19 protein-coding genes are annotated in these 22715 nt (G+C 66.0%); 1 reads left to right on the top strand and 18 read right to left on the bottom strand.

Translation table 11 applies throughout. The features are described 5' to 3' along the window. From BMZ97_RS17985 to rimP, 10 genes are all read right to left on the bottom strand, one after another. Window positions 1–1514: HAMP domain-containing protein (locus BMZ97_RS17985; protein ID WP_139221253.1), on the bottom strand; the 1514-nt coding region annotated here is incomplete at its 3' end. Window positions 1515–1855: 341 nt separating this feature from the next. Then, entirely contained in the window at window positions 1856–2698 is an 843-nt protein-coding gene (locus BMZ97_RS17990) for a carbohydrate ABC transporter permease (RefSeq protein WP_244546475.1), read from the bottom strand. Next, window positions 2695–3618, bottom strand: coding sequence for a carbohydrate ABC transporter permease (locus BMZ97_RS17995; protein WP_092172532.1), 924 nt, complete (start codon window positions 3616–3618; stop codon window positions 2695–2697). The genes BMZ97_RS17990 and BMZ97_RS17995 overlap by 4 nt, the downstream gene beginning before the upstream one ends. A gap of 7 nt (window positions 3619–3625) precedes the next feature. Continuing rightward, window positions 3626–4882, bottom strand: a complete 1257-nt coding sequence (locus BMZ97_RS18000) for an extracellular solute-binding protein (RefSeq protein WP_210188284.1) — start codon at window positions 4880–4882, stop codon at window positions 3626–3628. 194 nt (window positions 4883–5076) lie between these two features. After that, entirely contained in the window at window positions 5077–6036 is a 960-nt protein-coding gene (truB, locus tag BMZ97_RS18005; RefSeq protein ID WP_092172539.1) for a tRNA pseudouridine(55) synthase TruB, read from the bottom strand. Beyond that, on the bottom strand, window positions 6029–6478 hold the full coding sequence (gene rbfA / locus BMZ97_RS18010) for a 30S ribosome-binding factor RbfA (protein WP_092172542.1): 450 nt from the start codon (window positions 6476–6478) through the stop codon (window positions 6029–6031). The genes truB and rbfA overlap by 8 nt, the downstream gene beginning before the upstream one ends. A gap of 155 nt (window positions 6479–6633) precedes the next feature. After that, window positions 6634–9495, bottom strand: a complete 2862-nt coding sequence (gene infB / locus BMZ97_RS18015) for a translation initiation factor IF-2 (protein ID WP_092172545.1) — start codon at window positions 9493–9495, stop codon at window positions 6634–6636. Next, window positions 9492–10220: an RNA-binding protein gene (locus tag BMZ97_RS18020; RefSeq protein ID WP_092172548.1), complete on the bottom strand. Its 729-nt coding sequence runs from the start codon at window positions 10218–10220 to the stop codon at window positions 9492–9494. The genes infB and BMZ97_RS18020 overlap by 4 nt, the downstream gene beginning before the upstream one ends. A gap of 14 nt (window positions 10221–10234) precedes the next feature. After that, window positions 10235–11830: a transcription termination factor NusA gene (gene nusA, locus BMZ97_RS18025; protein ID WP_092172551.1), complete on the bottom strand. Its 1596-nt coding sequence runs from the start codon at window positions 11828–11830 to the stop codon at window positions 10235–10237. 5 nt (window positions 11831–11835) lie between these two features. Further along, window positions 11836–12519 carry a ribosome maturation factor RimP gene (rimP, locus tag BMZ97_RS18030; RefSeq protein WP_092173276.1) on the bottom strand — a complete coding sequence of 228 codons (684 nt, stop codon included), beginning with the start codon at window positions 12517–12519 and terminating at the stop codon, window positions 11836–11838. 371 nt (window positions 12520–12890) lie between these two features. On the opposite strand from rimP, the gene BMZ97_RS18035 reads away from it, so the two are divergent. Next, on the top strand, window positions 12891–13979 hold the full coding sequence (locus BMZ97_RS18035; RefSeq protein ID WP_092172554.1) for a DUF2336 domain-containing protein: 1089 nt from the start codon (window positions 12891–12893) through the stop codon (window positions 13977–13979). Here BMZ97_RS18035 and BMZ97_RS18040 read toward each other — a convergent pair. The 8 genes from BMZ97_RS18040 to miaB form a co-directional block, all read right to left on the bottom strand. Beyond that, complete coding sequence (locus tag BMZ97_RS18040; RefSeq protein WP_092172556.1) at window positions 13954–14646, bottom strand: tRNA (guanine(46)-N(7))-methyltransferase TrmB; 693 nt, start codon at window positions 14644–14646, stop codon at window positions 13954–13956. The genes BMZ97_RS18035 and BMZ97_RS18040 overlap by 26 nt on opposite strands. Before the next feature lie 256 nt (window positions 14647–14902). After that, window positions 14903–16108, bottom strand: a complete 1206-nt coding sequence (metK, locus tag BMZ97_RS18045) for a methionine adenosyltransferase (RefSeq protein ID WP_092172559.1) — start codon at window positions 16106–16108, stop codon at window positions 14903–14905. Window positions 16109–16269: 161 nt separating this feature from the next. Next, complete coding sequence (locus BMZ97_RS18050) at window positions 16270–16683, bottom strand: helix-turn-helix domain-containing protein (RefSeq protein WP_092172562.1); 414 nt, start codon at window positions 16681–16683, stop codon at window positions 16270–16272. A 130-nt stretch (window positions 16684–16813) separates the two neighbouring features. Beyond that, entirely contained in the window at window positions 16814–18409 is a 1596-nt protein-coding gene (gene lnt / locus BMZ97_RS18055) for an apolipoprotein N-acyltransferase (protein ID WP_092172565.1), read from the bottom strand. Further along, window positions 18409–19311 carry a hemolysin family protein gene (locus BMZ97_RS18060; RefSeq protein WP_244546495.1) on the bottom strand — a complete coding sequence of 301 codons (903 nt, stop codon included), beginning with the start codon at window positions 19309–19311 and terminating at the stop codon, window positions 18409–18411. The genes lnt and BMZ97_RS18060 overlap by 1 nt, the downstream gene beginning before the upstream one ends. An 83-nt stretch (window positions 19312–19394) precedes the next feature. Further along, window positions 19395–19964 (bottom strand): rRNA maturation RNase YbeY, encoded by a 570-nt coding sequence (ybeY, locus tag BMZ97_RS18065; RefSeq protein ID WP_244546476.1) that lies wholly within the window; start codon window positions 19962–19964, stop codon window positions 19395–19397. Beyond that, the gene (locus BMZ97_RS18070; RefSeq protein ID WP_244546496.1) at window positions 19961–21049 is read right to left on the bottom strand and encodes a PhoH family protein; all 1089 of its coding nucleotides are present in this window, start codon (window positions 21047–21049) and stop codon (window positions 19961–19963) included. Before BMZ97_RS18070 ends, ybeY begins: the two co-directional genes overlap by 4 nt. A 249-nt stretch (window positions 21050–21298) precedes the next feature. Continuing rightward, on the bottom strand, window positions 21299–22669 hold the full coding sequence (gene miaB / locus BMZ97_RS18075; RefSeq protein ID WP_092172577.1) for a tRNA (N6-isopentenyl adenosine(37)-C2)-methylthiotransferase MiaB: 1371 nt from the start codon (window positions 22667–22669) through the stop codon (window positions 21299–21301). Window positions 22670–22715: the final 46 nt, after the last annotated feature.

Here is a 22715-nt window from a genome sequence, read left to right on the forward strand (position 1 = left end):
TTGAGCTCGGCGAATTTGCCGCGATAGGCGGTCTCGATCCGGGCGGTCAGGTCGCCGCCTGCCACCGCCTGCAGGGCGGCGGCGAATTCGGATGTGGCTGAATCAACCACCGCATTGATCTCGTTGATGCCCGCGACGAGCTTCTGCATCTGCGCATCGGCATGCTCGATCTCGAGCCGCGCCGAGAAATCTCCCGACGCCGCAGCCGCGACGACCTCGCCGACATCCGTCACCACAGCTTCCATCGACTGCGCCCGCGCCAGGCGAGCGGCCGAAGCTGCGCGTTCCGATTGCTCGAGCTCGCGCATCTTGACCAGGTTTTCCTGGAAGACCGACAAGGCGCTCGCCATCGCGCCGATCTCGTCCTTATGGCTGATCCGCGGCAGCGCAGTATCGAGCTCGCCCTTCGCCAGCTGCGTCATCGCTGCTGTCATCTGCGCGAGCGGGGTGGTGACGCGCGAGCGCACCACGACATATCCGGCGATGGCGATCAGCAGGCTCACGAGCAGAACGGCGCCATATGTCAGGAGTTCGGCAAAGGCCTGAGCCGCGGTTGCATTCGCTCCTGCGCTGGCCCGGTCCAGCGCCGTACTGGCAACGGCCGCGATGGTTTCAAGTGCAGGCACGATCTCGCCGCGCCACTGGTCGACCGACATGCTGGGCTTGCTGCCGGAGGTCGCCTGCGCGACGAGCTTTTCGCGCATCTCCTTGACCGGGCCGGCGAAATAGGTGGCTTGGCCCGTGGCGATGGCGGCCTTGATCACCGGGTCGGTCTGGGCAGTGTCAGCCATGTCGCGCAGGGCCTGCCAGCTGGCTAGCGCGCTGGCGTCATTGCTCAACAGGACGCGCGTCTCCTTCGCGTCGAAGGGGCGCTGCTGCGCCGTGATCGTGCTGACCATGACGCCGGATGTGCCGGCATAGGTACGTGTCGCCCAGGAGAGCGCGCGAGCGACCACGAGTTCGGTCAGAGCCGGATTGAGCGCGCGGATCTCGCTATCGACGGCCAGCGATGTCTTGTCGAGGCTGATCAGCAGCTTCTCGCCGACAGAGAGGATGCGATCCGGCATCTGCTTGTCGCGGCCCTCGACCGGTAGTTTGAGGTCGCTCTCGACGCTCTCGCGCAGCTTGCGATTCTCGTCATAGATGGCGGCGAGGTCGCGCTGGAACGGGGCTAGAGCCGGGCGGTTCGAAGCGGTCAGCACCGAATTCGCCTGCGCCATGGCTTCGTCGACTTGCTTGCGCCGCTGCATATAGGTGGCGATCGAGGACGGGTTCTTGTCGCTCGGCAGGATGACGGCGCTCTGCATCGAGGCGCGCTCGAGCCGGAAGGCGCCGAGCGCATCGAATAGATTCCGGTTCAATCCCGCCAGCCCGACAACCTGCTGGGAGACGCCGTAGCGCTTGTAGGAGGACCAGATTTCCTGGAGCGTCAGGCCGCCGGTCGTCAGCGCCATCGCACAGATCAGGCCGATCAGGATATGCCTGATCGACAGCTTCGAAGTCGACAAAATCATGCGCGGCCCCCGCTCCCCCCGGCCGCGCGCGCTTTCTGCCGCACGGCAACAGGATCAAATTGCCGCAGAAGCCTTGAAATTGTGTTTACGTTTGATTTACCAACCTATGAGTGTAGGCGATTCCAAACGAATTCACAGGTTGAAGACGCGGTGCCGCACAAGCTCGCCACTGTCGATCGAGCCGGTGGCGATCGCCCGCACATGGCTGCCCTTGTCGCCAGCGGCCGCGCAGGTCGTGGTCTCGGCGCCGGGCCAGGGGCAAGGCCTTGCCGGACGATCTCTGGGGCCGCTGCTTCAAACCCAAAGGCGCCCTGGTCGGCGGCCGATCCCGGCGCGCCACCCTATTTCACGACGCCCTGCGTCATCCCGGCGATGAATTGGCGCGATAGCACGATGTAGACCAATGTGATCGGCAGCGCCGCGATGGTGAGCCCGGCGAACAGCATGCCCCAGTCGGTCGCGTACTCGCCGACGAATGTGGTCAGGCCCTGTGGCAGCGTCTTGCGTGCATCGCTCTGGATGAAGATCAGCGGGAAGAAGAAATCGTTCCAGACCGGCACGGCGTTGTGGATGCCGGCGATCACCAGGGGCGGCTTGCACAAGGGCAGCATGATCGACCACATGATGCGCGGCTCGGAAGCGCCGTCGATGCGGGCGGCATCCTCGAGTTCGCCCGGTAATGTGCGCAGGAAGCCCGTCATGATGAAGACGGTCGAGGGTAGCCCCATCGCGACATAGATCAGGATCAGCGAGAGCCGCGAATCGATCAGCCCGAGCCCGTTCATCTGGACGAAGAGCGGGATGATCGCGAGCTTCAGCGGCAGCATCAGCCCGGCGAGGAAGATCAGGAAGATCGGCGTCGCCAGTGCAAACCGGTAGCGTGCGATCGCGTAGGCCGCCATCGTTCCCAGCATCAGGATCAGCACGACTGAGACGCCCGTGACCAGGATCGAATTGCCGAGATAGCGCAGGAAGTTGGCTTCCTCGACGATCCGGGCGAAATTGTCGATATTGCTGAAATCGGGCGGCGCGAAGGGCCTGGCGAAGATCTCCGCCGTCGGCTTGAAAGCGGCGAACACCATGATCACGATCGGGTAGAGCATCAACGCCGAATTCAGGATCAGCACGAGCTGGACCATGCCGGCGCTCGCAAGATCGGCGGGACGAGCGAACCGGCGCGTCACAGCGCGATCTCGCGTCGGCGCAGGCGGATCGTCGCTGCCGTCGCGACAGCCGCCATGAACAGGAAGAGCAGTGTCGCCAAGGCCGAACCATGGCCGAAATCCTGAACGCTGGCGCTCTGGTTGCCGAAGGCGAGGCGGTAGAACACGAGGCCGAGCACATCGGTCGAACCGAAGGGCGAGCCTTCGAGGCCGGTCATCAGATAGGGCAGCTCGAACCAGTTGAAGGCGCCGATGAAGAGCAGGGTGAAGGTCACCGTCGCGCTCGGCGCCGCCAGCGGCCAGACGATGCGGCGTAGCACCTGGATCTGGCTCGCTCCATCGAGTTCGGCGCTTTCCAGGACTTCGCGCGGAATGCGCTGCATGCCCGCAAGAAAGACCAGCGTCGGGAAGCCGATCCAGTGCCAGGCATTGGCGAAGATCAGGGCGGCAAGCGCGGTGCGGCTGTCGCCGAGCCAGGGCAGAGCGAGGTTGCCCAGCCCCGCCGCGTTCAGCGCGCCGTTCACCGCGCCGAAATTCGGATGAAGCAGCAGCTTCCACAGGAAGGCGACGATCACGCTCGACAGGATGACCGGCAGGAAGACCGCGACCCGGTGAAAGCGAAAGCCGAAGGGTTCGCGGTACAAGAACCAGGCGAGCAGGAAGCCGCCGCCGTTCTGCACCACGAGCAGGGCCGCAAGCACGATCAGGTTGTGTCCGAAGGCGCGCATGATCGGCTGCGCGTAATGCGGCTTCGCGAACAGGTCGGCGAAATTCTCAAGCCCGACGAAGGCCTCGCGCGACAGGCCGTGCCAGGAGAAGAAGGCGTAGGAGAACGCTGACAGGATCGGATAAACCACGAACATCGCCATCACCGCCAGGGGCGGTGTGACGAGGAACGTCACCCAGAGCCGGTGGCGGGTGGCCGAACCCATATCCGGCATGGCTCAGCTATTTCTTGAACGGCGCATAATAGGTCGCGATGCCCTTGGTGATCTCGGCGCCGACTTCGGCGGGCGTGGTCTGCCCGGCGAGCATCTTCTGCACGCCCGCCTGCAGCAGCACCGAGCCAGAGGGCTCCTGGTAGCGGAAATGCACCAGCATGAGGTAGGACATTGCGCTTTCGTTCAGCTTCATCACCTGCTGCACCGCTGGCGCCTCAGCCCTGACGCCCTTGATCGGCGAGACGTTCTGCAGAGCGCTGCTCAGCATCGTCCCGAACTCTGGCGTGCCGAGCCAGCGTACCAGCTTCAGCGCCGCCTCCTTCTTGTCCGTCCTGGCGTTCACGGCATAGCCGCCATCGTAGAAAACGGCGACGAGCGACGGCTCGCCAGCCTTGGCGGGCGGGGAGGCGAAGACGCCAAGCTTGAGGCGCGGATTCTGTTTCTGAAAGGCCGCGACCTCGTAGGAGCCGCCGGCGAACATCGCTGCGCTACCGGCGGCGAAGAGCTGCTGCGACGAGGCGTAGTCGATGCCGGAGAAATTCGGCGCGAAATAGTCCTTGAGCTCGTTCAACTTGGTCAGCGCGCCGACGAAGCGCGGATCGGTGAAATCGGCCTTGCCGGAAAGCAGGTCGGCCTCGAACTCCTTGCCGAGCAGGGACGAGAGCAGCGCCTGAACGATGGTCTCGTTCTGCCAGGCTGTGGCGGTGCCGTTGGCGAACGGCATCACACCCTTGGCCTTGAGCGCCTTGCACAGGGCAACGAGTTCGTCCCAGCTTTGGGGGGGCGTGACACCATGCTTGGTGAAGAGTTCGGTGTTGTAGACCACCAGCATGGTCTGCGAGGCGAAGGGCAGCGCGTAGACCTTGCCGTCGGCGCGCAGGCTCTCGGCCGCCAGCGCTGAATCGGGGAAATTGGCGGTTTCGGGTGCGTTGGTCTTGTCGAGCGCCATGAGATAACCGGGCTTGGCGATGCTCTCGAGATTGCCATAGGCCCGCACCTGCATCACATCGGGCCCGCGCCCTCCCGCCAGCGCCGTCGACAGGATGGTCTGGTAGTTGGCGGGCTCGAAGCCCTCGAATCTGACCTTGATGCCGGGATTGGCCTTTTCGAAGGCCTGGAAGAAGATTTGATAAGCCGCGCGATCCTCCTGACGCCAGGTCCAGAAGGTCAGCTCCGTCTGTGCGGAGGCGACGCCGGAGAATCCGCCGACAAGTGCGACAGCGGCCGCGGCGGCGATGCTGAGGCGGCGAGTGATCGCGATCATCGTTTTCATCCCCTGACGTCAGGCCGTATTTGGTCGCGCAGCGCCGGCTCTATGGTCTCTAACAGGTCTGCCCACCTCAATCTATTTTGGCCGCTGGGCCGATGCAATCGTGATTCAGGGCGGGGGCACAACAAGACCAGTTCGAGACCACGAACGTCGCCAGAAACGCAATGTTGTCAGAAAGGAACCGGAAACTACAGGTTGAAGACGCGGTGCGGCACCAATTCGCCATTGTCGATCGAGCCGGTCGCGATCAGCACGCCGCCCGATGTCGCGTAGACGGCCGGCGCTTCGACCGGTGCGTCGCGCCCGCGCAGCAGCACGCTCTGGCCGCGCTTCAGGCGCAGCGCCGCGTCGCGATGGACGACGATCTCGGGGATCAGCGACAGCGCGGTCTTCACCGGCAGAAGTGCGGCGGTCGCCGCTTCCGGGCTTTCACGCAGGCTCTCGACGCTGGCGGCATCTGCGACACTGAACGGGCCGACACGGGTGCGCCGGAGATGGGCGACATGTCCCAGGCAGCCCAGCGCCAGGCCGAGATCGCGTGCGATCGCCCGCACATAGGTGCCCTTGCCGCATTCTGCCTCGAAGGTTGTGGTCTGCGCGGTGTGGCTGACGATGCGCAGCGCGTCGATCTCGACGGGCCGCGCCTGCAGCGTCACCTCCTCGCCCTCGCGCGCGAGATCATAGGCGCGCTCGCCGGCTATCTTGATGGCGGAATATTTCGGCGGCACCTGCTGGATCGTGCCGGTGAAGCGCGGCAGCAGCGCGGTGATTGCGGCCTCCTCCGGACGGGCTTCCGAAGTGGCGATGACCTTGCCCTCGGTGTCGTCGGTGTCGGTCTGGGTGCCCCAGGCGACGGTGAACTGATAGGCCTTGCGCCCGTCCATGACGAAGGGAACGGTCTTGGTCGCCTCGCCGAGTGCGATCGGCAGCAGGCCCGAGGCGAGCGGATCGAGCGTACCGGCATGGCCGGCCTTCTTGGCCGAGAAAGCGCGCTTCACCACGCTGACGGCATGGGTCGAAGTCATGCCGACGGGCTTGTCGAGCACGACCCAACCATGCACGTCGCGCTTCTTCGGGCGCGGCGCAAAGCTGCGACCTTCATCCTGCGCCGGCAGGGTGGCGTCTTCGGCAGCGGCGACCTCACTCATCGTCCTGCCCTCCCTCGTCCTGGTTTGGGTTGTCCTGCTGGATCCGCAGCGGCTGCTTCAGGATGTCCTGGCGCACCTTCTCGGAATACAGCAGCGCGTCGACGCGCTCGGCCTCGGCGAAGCTCTCATCCTGCAGGAAGCGGACGTCGGGCGCATATTTCAGGTTCACGCGGTGGGCGATCTCGCCGCGGATATAGCGCTTATGGTCGGTCAGCGCCTTCAGCACCGGCTTCACGTCGCCGCCGCCGAGCGGCATGATGAAGCAGGTTGCGAGCTTCAGATCGGATGAAAGGCGCACCTCCGGCACGGTGATGACGTGCTTGGCGAGGACATCGTCGTGGATGTCGCCGCGCGCGAGCAACTCGGCGATGGCGTGGCGGATCAATTCGCCGATGCGCAACTGCCGCTGCGAGGGGCCGGAGGGTTTTGCTGGTCTTGCCATGGTTCTCGTTCTCCGGGATCGGACCGGATTAAACGTCATGGCCGGGCTTGACCCAGCCATCTCTTGAAGGATGAGGCGCTGGACGGCGCTCTTTTCGTCACGAGATGGTCGGGGCAAGCCCGACCATGACGCGCTTCCTTGGGGAAGCGGCTGCTTTACAGCGTCCGCTTGATCTCTTCGACGCGGTAGCACTCGATGACGTCGCCGGCGCGCATGTCCTGGTAGTTCTCGAAGGACATGCCGCACTCCTGGCCGGCCACGACTTCCTTCGCGTCGTCCTTGAAGCGCTTGAGCTGGGCGAGCTTGCCCTCGTGAACCACGACATTGTCGCGGATCAGGCGGACATTGGCGCCGCGCTCGATCGTACCGTCGGTGACGCGGCAGCCGGCGATCTTGCCGACCTTCGAGACCGCGAAGATCTCGAGGATCTGGGCATTGCCGAGCATGGTTTCGCGCAGGGTCGGAGCAAGCAGGCCCGACATCGCCGCCTTAACGTCATCCACGAGGTTGTAGATGATGTTGTAGTAGCGGATCTCAACCCCGGCCCGTTCGGCCGCCTCGCGCGCTTCCTTATGGGCGCGCACGTTGAAGCCGATCACGGCCGCGCCCGAAGCCTGGGCCAGCGTGATGTCGGATTCGGTAATGCCGCCGACGCCCGACTGCAGCACGCGGGCGCGCACCTCGTCGTTGCCGACTTTTTCCAGTGTTCCCACAATGGCTTCGACCGAACCCTGCACGTCGCCCTTGACGACGAGCGGGAATTCCTTGCGGCCAGCGCCTTCCTTGAGGTCGCGCATCATGTCGGCGAGCGAACGGCCGGCCGCCGAGCCGCCGCCGCGCGCGGCGATGCGGTCGCGCTTCTGGCGCTCACGGTAATCGGTGATCTCGCGGGCGCGGGCCTCGGATTCGACCACCGCAACGCGGTCGCCGGCCTCGGGCGTGCCGTTGAAGCCGAGCACCTCGACGGGAAGCGAGGGGGGGGCTTCCTTGATATGAGCCCCGGTGTCGCCGATCAGGGCGCGCACCCGGCCCCATTCCGAACCCGCCACGACGATGTCGCCGGTGCGCAGCGTGCCGCGCTGGACAAGCACGGTCGCGACCGGGCCACGGCCGCGGTCGAGCTTGGCCTCGATCACGGTGCCTTCGGCCGGCCGATCGGGATTGGCCTTCAGGTCGAGCAGTTCGGCCTGCAGCGCGATGGCTTCCAGCAGCTTGTCGAGGTTCTTGCCGGTCTTGGCCGAGACCTCGATCTCCAGCGTCTCGCCGCCCAGCGTCTCGACCTGGATCTCGTATTGCAGCAACTCCGAGCGGACCCGCTCGGGGCTGGCATCGGCCTTGTCGATCTTGTTGATCGCCACGATCAGCGGCACGCCGGCCGCCTTGGCGTGATTGATGGCCTCGACCGTCTGCGGCATGACGCCGTCATCGGCCGCGACCACGAGCACGACGACGTCGGTGACCTTGGCGCCGCGGGCGCGCATCGCCGTGAAGGCGGCGTGGCCGGGCGTGTCGATGAAGGTGACCTGTGCGCCCGACGGCGTCTTCACCTGATAGGCGCCGATATGCTGGGTGATGCCGCCGGCTTCGCCGGTGACGACATGCGTCTGACGGATCGCGTCGAGCAACGAGGTCTTGCCGTGGTCGACATGGCCCATGATGGTGACGACGGCCGGGCGCGGAAGAAGCGTGTCCTCGGGATCAGCTATGTCGAACAGGCCGCCTTCGACGTCGGAATCGGCGACGCGCTTGACGGTATGACCCATTTCCTCGGCGACGAGCTGGGCCGTGTCCGCGTCGATCACATCGGTGATCTTGTGCATCGCGCCCTGCTTCATCAGCAGGCGGATGACATCGACGCCACGCTCGGTCATGCGGTTGGCGAGTTCCTGGATGGTGATCGTCTCAGGAACGATCACCTCGCGCATCACGCGCTCCTTGGCGACGTCCGAGGCGCGGTGCCCGGTCATGCGCTGGACACGACGACGGAAGGCCGCGACCGAGCGCGTGCGCTCGTCGTCGCCGCCGGTCGCGGTCGACAATGTCAGGCGGCCACGCGGCTTCTCGCCGACCTTGGGAGTTTTTGGCGCGGGCACGGGTGCGCCACGCGGCGGACCGCCGGCAAAGCCGCCAGGACGACGGAACGCGGGACGCGCCTCGGTGTCATCGGGACGGCTGCGCGGCGCTGCCGTGGAGGGCGCCTGGCGCGTGGGCCGGGTGATGGCTGGTTCCGCCGGTGCAGTCGTATCGACCGGGCGCGGCGGGCGCGGGGTGTCGAGGCGCGGCGGGCGCGAGTCCAGACGGGGCGGGCGAGCACCGATATCGCGCATCGGTGTACGCGGGGCGAAATCGGGACGCGGACCAGAAGGAGCCGGACGGGGCGCCTGGGCGTAAGCAGGCGCCGGGGCTGCCGGCGCAGCCGCCGGGCTGTCGCCTTGCGGGGCGGGCGCGGCGTCACGCGGCGGCTGGGGGGCTGCCGGACGGGGAGCTTGCTGCTCCTCGTTCATGCGCTGGCGGGCAGCGCTTTCGGCGCGACGCTTGTGATCGTCTTCCTGGCGGCGACGCTCTTCTTCCTCGCGCTGGCGGGCGAGGGCGGCTTCGCGCTCCTGGCGCTCGCGTTCGATCACGGCGGCGCGCTGGCGCGCTTCGTCCTCGGCGATGCGGCGCGCTTCCGCTTCACGGTCGCGTGAGTCGGAGAGTGCGCGCTGGCGGGCGTCCTTCTCGTCTTCCGAGAGCGTGCGCAGCAGCATGCTGCCGGCGGGCCGCGTGACGGGAGTAGGCGCCGGAGGAACCGGGCGCGGCGCAGCCTGCTGGACCTGAGGCTGAGGGGCGCGCGCGATCGGCGCCTCCTTGACCTCGGGGCCGCCTGCGCGTCGCTTGACCTCGACGACGACCTGCTTCGAGCGCCCATGCGAGAAGCTCTGCCGGACAGTGCTCTGTTCGACAGGACGCTTCAACGTCAGGGTCTTCGGGGGGCTGACCGTCAAGGTCTTATCGCCCGGGGTCTTGGTATCGCTCATTCCGCGTTCGGTCCTGCCGGTTCGGTCGTTTGTTCGTCTAAGGGGTCGGAGTGCGCCGGGTGGTCAGGCTCCGTCGCACCGACATCGTCCGTCCTGTAGCGGACGAGCCGACGCCAGCGGAAGAGGAAACCCTCGGCCGCCGGACCCGGAGCAAGCGCCGCATGTATCACATGTGCCCGCCCCAACGCCAATTCCAAATCCGTCGCCGCGAAAATTGCGACGACAGGTGTCTTTCGTACCTTCAGGCCAGCGCCTTCACGGGCAATTTCGGCCCGCTTCAGAGCTTGTCCGATCTTGCGGCGGCCATCTTCGGCGCCGTCGCTGGCTTCGATCACCGCTGCGCAGCGGCCAGATCCGATCACGGCCTCGACCTTGGCGAAGCCGCTCGAGACCAGCCCGGCCTTGTTGGCCATCGCCAGGGCCTGCAGCGCGTCACGCAGCATCAGGCTGTCGATCATCGCGACCAGATCGGCCGGCACGGTGATCTTCGCCTTCAGCGATCGCTCGAAGGCCTTGCGCTTCACCGCCTCGGTGACGGTCTTGGCGCTCAGGCTCGTCCAGACGCCTCGTCCCGGCAGCTTGCGCCGGAGATCTGGCGTCAGGACCCCTTCGGGCCCGACCACGAAGCGGATCAGATCGTCGGGCGATTTCACCGCCCGGCTCACGACGCAGCTGCGCTCCGGGCCGTCTTTCCGCGTCTCGCTCATCGAGACAGCCCGTTGCATCTGCGCGATCCGGCTCAGGCCTCGGCCGATTCTTCGGCGGCGTCCGCCTCGGTCTCTTCGGCAGGGGCCTCGATCCAACCAGCCTTGACGCGCGCAGCCATGATCATGGCTTCGGCATCCTGGCGGGACAGATCATAGCCATCGAGATAACCGGCATGGCGGGTGGTCTCGCCATCCTTGCGCTCGGTCCAGCCAACCAGATCATCAGTGGCGCAGCCGGCGAGATCCTCAACGTTCTTCACGTCGTTCTCGCCGAGCGCAACCATCATGGAGGTGGTGATGCCTTCGACCTCGCGCAAGTCGTCCGCGACGCCGAGCGCGCGACGCTTCTCGTCGAACTCGGCTTCGATCGTGGCAAGATACTCCTGCGCGCGCGCCTGGATCTCGGCGGCGGTGTCCTCGTCGAAGCCTTCGATTGCGGCGAGCTCGGAGGGCTCGACATAGGCGACCTCCTCGACCGTGCGGAAGCCTTCCGAAGCCAGGAGCTGGCCGACCGTCTCGTCGACGTTCAGCGCGTTCATGAAGATCTCGGTGCGCTGCAGGAACTCCTTCTGGCGGCGCTCCGACTCCTCGGCCTCGGTCAGGATGTCGATGTCCCAGCCGGTGAGCTGCGAGGCGAGGCGGACGTTCTGGCCGCGACGACCGATGGCCAGCGAGAGCTGCTCGTCGGGCACCACGACCTCGATCTTGTCGGCCTCCTCGTCGAGCACGACCTTGGCGACTTCCGCCGGCTGCAGGGCGTTGACGACGAAGGTCGCGATATCGGGCGACCACGGGATGATGTCGATCTTCTCGCCCTGGAGCTCGCCGACGACGGCCTGGACGCGCGAGCCGCGCATGCCGACGCAGGCGCCGACCGGGTCGATCGAGGAATCGCGGCTGATCACGGCGATCTTGGCGCGGGAACCGGGGTCGCGAGCGACGGCCTTCACCTCGACGATGCCGTCATAGATCTCCGGCACTTCCTGGCCGAAGAGCTTGGCCATGAACTGCGGATGGGTGCGCGACAGGAAGATCTGCGGGCCACGCGGCTCGCGGCGCACGTCGTAGACATAGGCGCGGGCACGGTCGCCGACCTTGAAGGTCTCGCGCGGGATCATCTCGTCGCGCCGGATGATCGCCTCGCCACGGCCGAGATCGACGAAGACATTGCCGTATTCGACGCGCTTGACCGCGCCGTTGACGATCTCGCCGATGCGATCCTTGTATTCGTCGTACTGACGGTCACGCTCGGCCTCGCGCACCTTCTGCACGATGACCTGCTTGGCCGACTGCGCGGCGATGCGGCCAAAATCGAAGGGCGGCAGCGGATCGGCGATGACGTCGCCGACCTGGGCCGCCGGATTATGGCGCTTGGCCTCGTCCACGGTGATTTCGGTCGCACCGTTCTCGACGAGGTCGACGACCTGGAGATGGCGGGCGAGGCGCAGTTCGCCGGTCTTGGTGTTGATCTCGGCATGAACGTCGGTCTCGGCGCCGTAGCGCGAGCGCGCGGCCTTGGCGATCGCATCCTGCATCGCATCGACGACGATCTGCCGGTCGATCGATTTCTCGCGGGCGACCGCGTCGGCGATCTGCAGCAGTTCGAGCCTGTTGGCGCTGACGACCATGGCGCTCACTCCTCTTCCGTTGTGTCCTGCGGAGCCTGTCCGGGCTTCTTGCCCGGGCGCGGACCCAGCGATTTTCCCATGCCCTTCTTCGGGCTGGCGATCTCTTCGGCCGGCGGCATCTCGGGCGGCAGGCCCGATTTGCCTCGGCGCAGCGATTCCGTCACGAGCGCGTCGGTGAGCACGAGGCGAGCCTCGGCGATCAGCGACATCGGAATGGCGACGTCGCGCTCCTCTTCCGATTTCGCATCGTCGCGAGCGAGCAGGGCATTGCCGCCATCCACGCCGCGCAAGATGCCGCGGAAGCGCTTGCGGCCGGAGACGACGGCTTCAGTATCGATCTTGGCGAGATGCCCGGCCCAGCGCTCGAAATCGCTCGCCCGCACCAGCGGCCGGTCGATTCCCGGCGAAGACACCTCGAGATGATAGGCAACCTGCACGGGATCATCAACGTCGAGCGCCGGCGAGACGGCCTGGCTGACGGCCTCGCAGCCCTCGACATTCATGGTGCCGTCGGGCCGCTCGGCCATGATCTGGACCGTGCAGCCGTTCTGGCCGGTGACGCGCACGCGCACCAGCCTGTAGCCGAGATCGACGATCGCTGGCTCGACAATGGCCGCCACGCGCGCCGCCACGCCGCTTTCGACGACGAGGCGTGCCTCCTGCTCGGTGCTTGCTGTGGTCTCGTTCATACCTTGGCCGCCTGCATGGAGCTGAAAATCATCCGGCTCCAAACCAACTCATTGGACCATGATGTCGCTCGAAAACCGGTTTCCGCTCTATCGCTGACGCGGGTCTTCGGTGCGGCATCATGCTCTGGCCCCGGCAGGGCTTCGGCCAATAAAAAAGAGCGGGCCGGCAGGCCCGCTCTTGATCATCGGCTGATACCGAAACCAGAGCTGTTAGACGCTATTTAGTCCGGCTCGCCAGCGCATGCAAGGTCTGGATCGATTGCGGGTCGGGATCGATCGATCCGGGAAGTCGCGCTTTCTCCATTCGCGCTAACCGGCTGGTCATTCTTCTTCCCGATAGTGCGGCCGCAGACGTTGCGTGAGGATGCTGCATGAGTTCGGTGAGTGCGCTGTTGCGCGATCTTGAAGCGACGATGACGCGAGGGTCGAATGACGACCGCACGCAGATTCTGGCTCGCCTGACCGACCTCTTCCTCACCACTGCCGCAGGCATGGAAGAGGACCAGGTCAGCATTTTCGACGTGGTGATCGGCCGGCTCTCGCGTGCCATCGAGGTCCGGGCCCGTATCGAATTATCGGAGCGGCTCGCTCCCATTCCCAATGCGCCGAGCGGCGTCGTGCGCCAGCTCGCGCTCGACGAGATCGCCGTCGCCAGGCCGGTGCTGATCGCCTCAAAACGTCTCACCGACCAGGATCTGGTCGCTGTCTCGGCGGCCAAGGGCCGCGATCACATGCTCGCCATCACTGAGCGGCTCGATCTCGGCGAGCCGGTCACGGATTTCCTGATTCTGCGCGGTGGCCGCGTCGTCACCCATGCGGTGGCGGCAAACCAGACCGCGCGCTTCTCGCGCCATGGCATGGGCGTGCTCGTAATGCGGGCCGTCCAGGACGATGCGCTCCAGGCGACTTTGGGCTCGCGCAGCGACATTCCGGCCGAATTGCTCGATCAGCTTCTGGTGGCGGCCAAGAATTCGGCGCGGCGTCGCCTCACGGCGTCGCTGGAGCCCTCGCTTGCCGGCGCGGTCGACATGGCCGTCGAGCGCGGGGCCCAGGCGATCGCCGCCGAGGCGCAGACACATGACGGGTACGCCAAGTTCAACGCGGCCCTGATCGAGATCAACCGGCTCCACGAAGCCGGTCAGCTCGACGAGGCCAAGCTGGTCGAATTCGCCGCTGCGGGCGCCCTGGAGCATGCGATGTGCGCCGTTGCGGCGCTGGCGCAGCTTGGCCTGCCGGCGACCGAGCAGATCATTTTGGGTACGGATCGTGACGCCGTGCTCCTGGTCGGCCGGGCTCTCGGCTGGTCCTGGGAGACCGCGCGCGCGCTGATCGGCCTGCGCAAGGATCTCGGCAAGTCGGAGGTTGCGATCGAGCGCGCCCGTCAGAGCTTCCGCACCTTGAACACGACGACGGCCCAGCGCGTGCTCGGCTTCCTCAGGATGCGCGACGCACAGCCGTGAGGTAGCTCGGCACGCGGCCCGCCGCGACGGCCTTCGCCTCGTAGCGCGTGCGGATCCAACCGGGATAAGGCTTGCGCCAATCATCGGCGCGCTCATCCGTCCAGTCGAAATCGGGCGAGCGGGCGAGCCGCGCCAGTGTCCAGCCGACATAATCGTCGATGTCGCTGGCGAAACGGAAGCGGCCGCCCGGACGCAGACAGCGGGCGAACAGGCCAAGTGTGCGTTCGGAGACGAAACGCCGCTTGCGCTGGCGGCGCTTCGGCCAGGGATCGGGATAGAGCAGGTCGATCGCATCGAGCCCGCCGGCCGGCAGGCGCGGCAGCATCAGCGCAGCATCGCCGTCCCAGAGCCGGATATTGGTCAGCCCTTCCCGCTCGATGACGGCGAGGAACTTCGCCATCCCGTTGATGAAGGGCTCGACGCCAATGAAACCGATCTGCGGGCTCTCGCGCATCCGCGAGAGCAGATGCTCGCCGCCGCCGAAGCCGATCTCGAGCCGAACCGCCGTCACAGGCTGCGGAAACAGCGCCGCCAGATCGGTGATCGCGCCATCGGGCAGGCGCAGGCGCGGCAATACGCCCTCGATCATCGCATTCTGGCCTTCGCGCAGGGCCTTGCCTTTGCGACGGCCGAAGAAGGCGCGGTCAGGATCGAAATCGTCGGTCATTGTCATGTCTTTAGATATTGAACTATTTTTCAAAAGGAACACGCCGTCATCCTGGACAAGCGGCGAAGCCGCGCAGATCCGGGATCCATCATAGGGCATGGACGGTGCCCTATGATGGATCCCGGCGCTCCGCTTCGCTTCGGCCAGGATGACGGCACGTTTCCACGGCCTGTCAGCCTGCTCTAGCGGATTCTTGGCAAAGAAAAAGGCCGGGATTTGAGCCCCGGCCTTTCGCATGTGGTCGCAAGCTATCCGCTCAGGCGACGGCCTTCTTCAGCGCATCGACCAGATCGGTCTTCTCCCAGGAGAAGCTGCCGTCGCGGCCGGCTTTGCGGCCGAAATGGCCGTAAGCGGCGGTTTTGGCATAGATCGGCTTGTTCAACGCAAGATGCGTGCGGATGCCGCGCGGGGTCAGGTCCATGACCTCGCCGAGTACGGATTCGAGCTTCGCCTCATCGACCTTGCCGGTGCCGTGCAGGTCGACATAGATCGAGAGCGGCTTGGCGACGCCGATGGCGTAGGACAGCTGGATCGTGCAGCGGTCGGCGAGCTTGGCGGCGACGACGTTCTTGGCGAGATAGCGCGCCGCATAGGCCGCCGAACGGTCGACCTTGGTCGGGTCCTTGCCCGAGAAAGCGCCGCCACCATGGGGGGCGGCTCCACCATAGGTGTCGACGATGATCTTGCGGCCGGTCAAGCCGGCATCGCCGTCGGGGCCGCCGATGACGAACTTGCCGGTCGGGTTGACGTGCCAGACGGTGTCCTTGGTGATCCAGCCTTCGGGCAGCGTCTCGCGGATATAGGGCTCGACGATCTTGCGGACATCGGCCGAGGTCAGGCTCTCGTCGACATGCTGGGTCGAGAGCACGATCTGGGTGACGCCGACCGGCTTGCCGTTCTCGTACTTGACCGTGACCTGGCTCTTGGCGTCGGGGCCGAGCTTGGCGGCGCCGCCTTCCTTGGCGTGGCGGGCCTTGGCCAGTACTTCGAGGATCTTGTGGGCGTAATAGATCGGCGCCGGCATCAGTTCCGGCGTCTCGCGGCAGGCATAGCCGAACATGATGCCCTGGTCGCCCGCGCCTTCATCCTTGTTGCCGCTGGCGTCGACGCCCTGGGCGATATCGGCCGACTGGGCGTGCAGCAGCACGTCGATCTTGCACTTCTTCCAGTGGAAGCCGTCCTGCTCATAGCCGATCGCCTTGATCGCCTTGCGCGCGGCCGACTTGACCTTGCTCTTCATCGCCTTCTCGTCGAGCGAGGTGCGGACCTCGCCAGCGATGACGACGCGGTTGGTCGTGGCCAGGGTCTCGCAGGCGACGCGGACCTGGGCGGGATCCATGCCGGACTTGGCCGCTTCCTTGAAGAACAGGTCGACGACCTCGTCGGAAATCCGGTCGCAGATCTTGTCGGGATGGCCTTCACCGACGGATTCGCTGGTGAACAGGTAGTTCTGGCGTGACACGGTCAGATAACCCTTCGGATGGGGTTGGCGAGTGACCGGCGTGACGACACGATCGGCCGACGAAAACGGGCACCGTCTTTGCAGCGGGCGCGTTCGTCGTCAAGCCAGAAATCCGTTTTTCGGGAGCTTTGTTCGTCAGGGCGAACAAAAAGAGAGCCAGATCACGCGATTCCGCTGTCTTCTTCCGCCAGCGCCTCGACGAGATCGACGATGCGCCGTCGCACCCGCCCGCTCTTGATGCGTACGAAGGCCTTGGTCAGCTGCACGCCTTCGCTGGTCGCCATGAAGTCGGAGACATAGGCCGTCGAGGCGGCATCGGAGAAGCCGCCCGCCGGCATGTCGCCGGTCGGGGCTCCGTCGAAGAAGAAGGAGACCGGCACATCCAGCATCTTGGCGATCTGCTGCAAGCGGCTGGCGCTGATGCGGTTCGAGCCCTTTTCGTATTTTTGGACCTGCTGGAAGGTCAGTCCGAGACCCTCGCCGAGCCTCTCCTGGCTGACTCCAGCGAGCATTCGGCGCATCCGGACACGGCTTCCGACATGGCGGTCGATCGGGTTGGGCACTTTTTTGATCATGAATCGACCACCCTCGGGTCAGTTTTCTTGGAAATCTATCATCCGGCAGGCGCGAATTTATTTTAGCAATTTATATGCTTCCGGCGGGAACGGCCATCCCTCTCGCGGGAAAAAGTTCCAATTGGGATGATCAGCCCGGTCGAACCCGCGCAAGCAGCAAGAACAGTGCAATGAGCCCCACTAAAGCGGCATCTCCGAATCGCGCATAGAGCGTAACGGGAGCCGCTTGCGGCAAGTTTGCATCGAGAACACCCTGTGTGCCTAGGGGCAGGCTGGCCGTGATGCGGCCATAACCATCGATCACCGCCGAGATTCCGGTATTGGCGACGCGGACCAGCGGCAGCCCTTCCTCGATGGCGCGCATCCGCGCCTGAGCCAGGTGCTGGTAAGGTCCGCTGGTTTGGCCGAACCAGCCGTCATTGGTCAGGTTGAGCATCAGGCCGGGGCGCGGGCCCTGCTGCGGCATGACCTCGCCGGGGAAGATCGCCTCGTAGCAGAGCAGCGGCGCGACTGCAGGCAGGCCGCGGATCGAGAGCGGGATGCGCCGCGTGCCTGCCGCGAAGCCGCCCGGAATCGAGACGAATTCCGACAGCCCGACGCCGCGGATCAAGCGTTCCAGGATCGGCGGCAGATACTCGCCGAAGGGCACGAGATGGACCTTGTCGTAACTGGAAACGATCACGCCTCCGTCGTTCACAACCTGCACCGAATTGAAGATCGGCGGCCGGCTTTCGCCGGGCAGCGCCTCGCCCGCCCGCGCCGCGCCGGTGATCAGCGTCGTGTTCGGCGGCAAGGCTGCGGCGATGCGCGCGAGCGCCTGAGGCGAGCGGCCGAGCAGGAAGGGAAAAGCCGATTCTGGCCAGATCAGATGGGTGACGTCCTGCACACCGAGCGTCGAGGGGCTCGTCGCCCGGTCGCTGAGCGTGAGATATTCGTTCAGGATCGCCTCGCCGTTACGGGCGCTGAACTTGGCGTCCTGCGCCAGGTTCGGCTGCATCAATCGCAGCTTCACGCCGGCAACCACTGGCGCCGCCGCGTTCGGGATGTGCCAGGCCCCGAAGCCGATGAGAGCGGCGAGCGTCAAGACGGCGAGGATCGGCGCGCGCCAGCGCCTCGCGCCGGCCTCGGCCGTGCCGAGCGTCGCAGGCGCCGCGCCGATCGCGACCGCCAGCAGCGTCAATCCATAGAGCCCGCCGAGCGCGGCGAATTGCGCGATGAAGCCCTGACCCGCCAGCATCATGCCGTAGACGTTCCAGGGAAAACCGGTCAGCACATGGCCGCGTAGCCATTCGCTGACGGTCAGCGCCACGGCGAGCATGAGAATGCGTCCCGCCCCGGCCGGCCAGAGCAACCGGGCGCAGCCGAAGGCCAGCGCCGGGAACAGGGCGAGAAAGGCCGGCAGGGCAACGACGCCGAGCGGCATCGCCCAGGCGAATTTGTCGGCCTCCACCAGGAAGGCCGCGCCCAACCACCAGAGGCCGGCGAGGAAGAAGCCGAAGCCCCACCACCAGCCTGCCGCAAAGGCCGCCTTGAAGCGGCTCGCCGCCGTGGCGCCGACCGCTCCGTCGATCAACCAGACGGCGATGGTCATGGGCACGACGATCAGCGGCCAGAGATCGAGCGGGGGCAAGGCGAGCGCGCCGCTGGCGCCTGTAGCGAGCGCGATCAGGCGCTTGCGCCATCCCCAGGAGAGGATGATCCCGTCAGCCAGCGCGGAGAGCCGCATCAGCCAGCTTCCGCCTGCGGCGCCGTATCGGGGGCCGCTGGGCTGCGCCGGAGAATGCTGAGCCGCTTGATTCGGCGCGGATCGGCCTCGGTGATCTCGAAGGACAGGCCTTCCGGCCCCTCGATCGTCTCGCCCTGCGCCGGTACGCGGCCGGCCAGCGTCACGATCAGCCCGCCCAGCGTGTCGATCTCCTCGGCAACTTCTGTGTCCGAGAGATCGATGCCGGTCGCGTCCTTGAGTTCGTGCAGTGTCGCGCGCGCATCGGCGGTGAAGCGACCCTCGCCCGTGGCGGTGATCGCGGGAGCCTCGTCGAGGTCATGCTCGTCCTCGATGTCGCCGACGACGATCTCGACAAGATCCTCCATCGAGACCAGCCCGTCCGTTCCGCCATACTCATCGATCACGAGAGCGATATGCGTCCGTGTCGCCTGCATCTTCACGAGCAGGTCGACCGCCGGCATCGAGGGCGGGACATAGAGCACGGGGCGCAGAATCTTCGCACTCGCCAGCGTGGTCGAAAGGTCGACTGCGGCGAGGTTATGCAGCGTCGGCTCCGACAGGCCAGGGCTCGGGTCGGCCTTGCCCTGTTCGGCGATGAATTCGAGGAAGTCACGGATATGGACCATGCCGCGCGGATCATCGAGCGAATCGTCGAAGACCGGCAGGCGTGAATGGCCCGCCGTCCGGAACAGCGCCAGCAATTCGTCCAGCGTCGCATCGGCCGGAACGGCGATGATATCGGCACGCGGTACCATCACGTCGCCGACGCGTCGTTCGCGCAGGCTGAGCACATTGGAGAGCATTACGCGCTCCTGTGCGCTCAGATCAGCCGACTGGCCGCTGTCGCGGTCCTGCGCCAGCGCTTCGGTGATGTCCTCGCGGATAGTCGCGCCGCTGCGCATGCCGAGCCGTTCGAGGAACTGGCCAAGCCAATGGGAGAGGCCACGGCTGGTGGCGTCTGTCTGGGTAGATCGACTGTCGTCGCTCATGATGCTGTGGAGAAAACCGGGGTTGGGGCGAGCGGCTCGCTGTCCGCATAGGGGTCGGCGATGCCAAGCCGGGCGAGCGCTGCGATCTCGAGCGCCTCCATCCGTTCGGCCTGCGCTGGTGTTTCGTGATCCTCGCCGAGCAGGTGCAGCAGGCCGTGTATCACAAGATGGCTGACATGATCGCCGAAATCCTTGCCCTCCTCCTGCGCCTCGCGGGCAATCGTCTCATAAGCCAGGACGATGTCGCCGAGAACCGGACTGCCGGCGATCCGCTCGGGCGGTGCGGCTGGAAATGAGAGAACGTTGGTCGGCTTGTCGAAGCCGCGCCAGTCGCGGTTGACCACGCGGATGCGCTTGTCATCGGTCATCAGCAGGCTGAGTTCGGCGCCTTCGAGCGGCGTGACAGGCGCAACCGCGAGCGCGGCCTGCGTCGCATCCGCCACGCGCTGGCGCAGATCGGCAAGCTCGCGCCAGCGTTTCGCCTGGATCCTCAGCGCCAAGGTCAACTCCGGCGCGGGCCTGTCAGCATGCGGCGCCGAGCGCCGCATGCGAGGTCGGTCGTTCATCGCGGTCGCTCCCGCGACAAGGTGCGCTTCAGCCCCTCGGTATCGTCCTCGATCGGGGGCTGGGGCTCGAGTGCGCGCAGCCGCTCCTCACGCTCCTCGCGCTCGCGCCGGGCCGCGCCCTCATAGGCCATGACGATGCGGCGCACGAGATCGTGACGGACAACGTCGCCCTCCTCGAATTTAGCATAGCCGACGCCCTCGACGCCTGAGAGCAGCTTGACGGCCTCGATCAGGCCCGAGCGCTGGCCCGGCGGCAGGTCGATCTGGGTCGGGTCGCCGGTGATGATCATGCGCGAGCCCTCGCCGAGGCGGGTCAGGAACATCTTCATCTGGACGGAGGTCGCGTTCTGGGCCTCGTCGAGCAGCACGACGGCGTTGGTCAGCGTGCGACCGCGCATGAAGGCGAGCGGCGCGATCTCGATCATGCCGGTCTGCAGGGCGCGCTCGACATGGCGGGCTTCCATGAAGTCGTTCAGCGCGTCGTAGATCGGCCGCAGGTAAGGATCGACCTTCTCGCGCATGTCGCCGGGCAGGAAGCCGAGCCGTTCGCCGGCCTCGACAGCCGGGCGCGACAGCACCATGCGCTCGACCACGCCCTGCTCGATCAGCGAGACGGCATGTCCGACGGCGAGCCAGGTCTTGCCGGTGCCTGCCGGTCCTTCGGCAAGCACGAGTTCATGGCGCTTGAGTTGGCGCAGATAGGCGTCCTGCGCCGCGTTGCGGGCGCGTACCGGGCCGCGCTTGCGCGTCACGATTGCGTCGAAAGAGGCCTTGCCGGCATCGGCGGCGGGGAAGAAGGAGCGCTGCACATTGCTCTCCTCGATCGCGCCATCGACCTCGCCGAGGGTGACGGAAGCGCCGGCCTTGGCCCGCGTATAGAGCGTCTTCAGCACGCGTCCGGCCTGTTCGGCGGTCTCGCGCGGGCCCCTGATGGTGACGTGGTTGCCATTGGGACTGATCACGACGCCGAGACGCCGCTCCAGATGGGCGAGATTCTGGTCGTAATCGCCGAAGACAAGGCTCGCCAGCCGGTTGTCGTCGAAGGAGAGCAGGACCTCGGTGGCGGGCAATCCGTCGCGCGTCAGGGTCTCGACGCGTGCCGGCGTCGTCTCGCGCCGTGGGCCTCGTTCCGGTCTCGGGGTCACCTGGTCAGCCTGTGCCAATAGCGTCGTCTCCCTGGCGGATGGGCCGGCCGGACAGGAGCGTGAGGCCGGGTCGTCTTGCAATGAGCCGTCTTGCAACGCGTCGTCCTGCAACATAACCGAACGCAACAATCTCAGTCTGATGACAGGCGTTGCCCTGCCCCAAGAAAATCGGGTCGAACCGGGTCGCGTTCAAGCCGCCAGTTCCTTTGTCGGAACCTCGTCCGGCCCGGCCTTGCGGCCAAACAGCGAGTTGGACCCCGCCCGCTCGATCACCACCTGAACCCGGTCGCCGATCTGATTCGACTCAGTCTCGATCTGCACAGCCTGAAGGTAGGGGGTTTTTCCCGCAAGCTGTCCGGGATGGCGGCCCACACGTTCCAGCAGCACCTCGACGGTGCGCCCCACCATGGCATGGTTGAAGGCCTGGCGGTGGTGCTCGATACGCTCCTGCAGGCGCAGCAGGCGCTCGCTCATCACCGGGGGCGCGACCTGCTCGCCGAGATCGGCGGCCGGCGTGCCGGGGCGCGGCGAATATTTGAAGGAATAGCTCGAGGCGAAGCCGATCTCGTCGACGAGGCGCAGCGTATCCTCGAAATCACCGTCGCTCTCGCCGGGAAAGCCGACGATGAAGTCCGAGGACAAGGCGATGTCGGGTCGCGCCGCCCGGATGCGCTCGATCAGGCGGCGGTACTCGTCGGCGGTATGCTTGCGGTTCATCGCCGCCAGAATCCGGTCGGAGCCCGCCTGCACCGGCAAATGCAGGAAGGGCATCAGTTGAGGCAGGTCGCGATGGGCGGCAATCAGATCATCGGCCATGTCGCGCGGATGGCTCGTGGTGTAACGGATGCGACTGACGCCGGGCACCTCGGCGACTCGCTGCATCAGGCGCGCCAGGCCCCAGACGGCCCCGCCGGGGCCTTCGCCGTGATAGGCGTTGACGTTCTGGCCGATCAGCGTGACGTCCTGCACGCCCGAAGCCGCCAATCGCTCGATCTCGACCATGATCTGCGCGACCGGCCGCGAGAATTCCGCGCCGCGCGTATAGGGCACGACGCAGAAGGCGCAGAACTTGTCGCAGCCTTCCTGCACGGTGACGAAGGCCGAGATACCGCGCTGGCGGATCGCCTTGGGCGTGGGCGGCGGCAAATGCCCGAACTTGTCGTCGATCGGCAGGTCGGTATCGACGGTGCGCCGGCTCGCAGCCTCCGCCAGCAGGGCCGGCAGGCGGTGATAGGCTTGCGGGCCGACGACGAGATCGACTGCCGGCTGCCGGCGCTGGATCTCTGCACCCTCTGCCTGGGCGACGCAGCCGGCCACGACGATCTTGGTGTGCTGTCCATTGGACTTCTGCGCGACCTTCAGATCACGCAGCTTGCCGAGTTCGGTATAGACCTTCTGCACGGCGCGGTCGCGGATATGGCAGGTGTTGAGCAGGATCAGGTCCGCGCCTTCGGGGGTCGCGGTCTCCTCATAGCCTTGTTCGCTCAGGATATCGGCCATGCGCTGCCCGTCATAGACGTTCATCTGGCAGCCGAAGGACTTGATGTGGACTTTCTTCATCGTGGCGGGTCGGGTCTCCAAACCGTCTCCTTACTCCTGATTGCGC

The sequence above is a fragment of the Allobosea sp. OK403 genome (genome assembly GCF_900113835.1).
GTDB lineage: Bacteria > Pseudomonadota > Alphaproteobacteria > Rhizobiales > Beijerinckiaceae > Allobosea.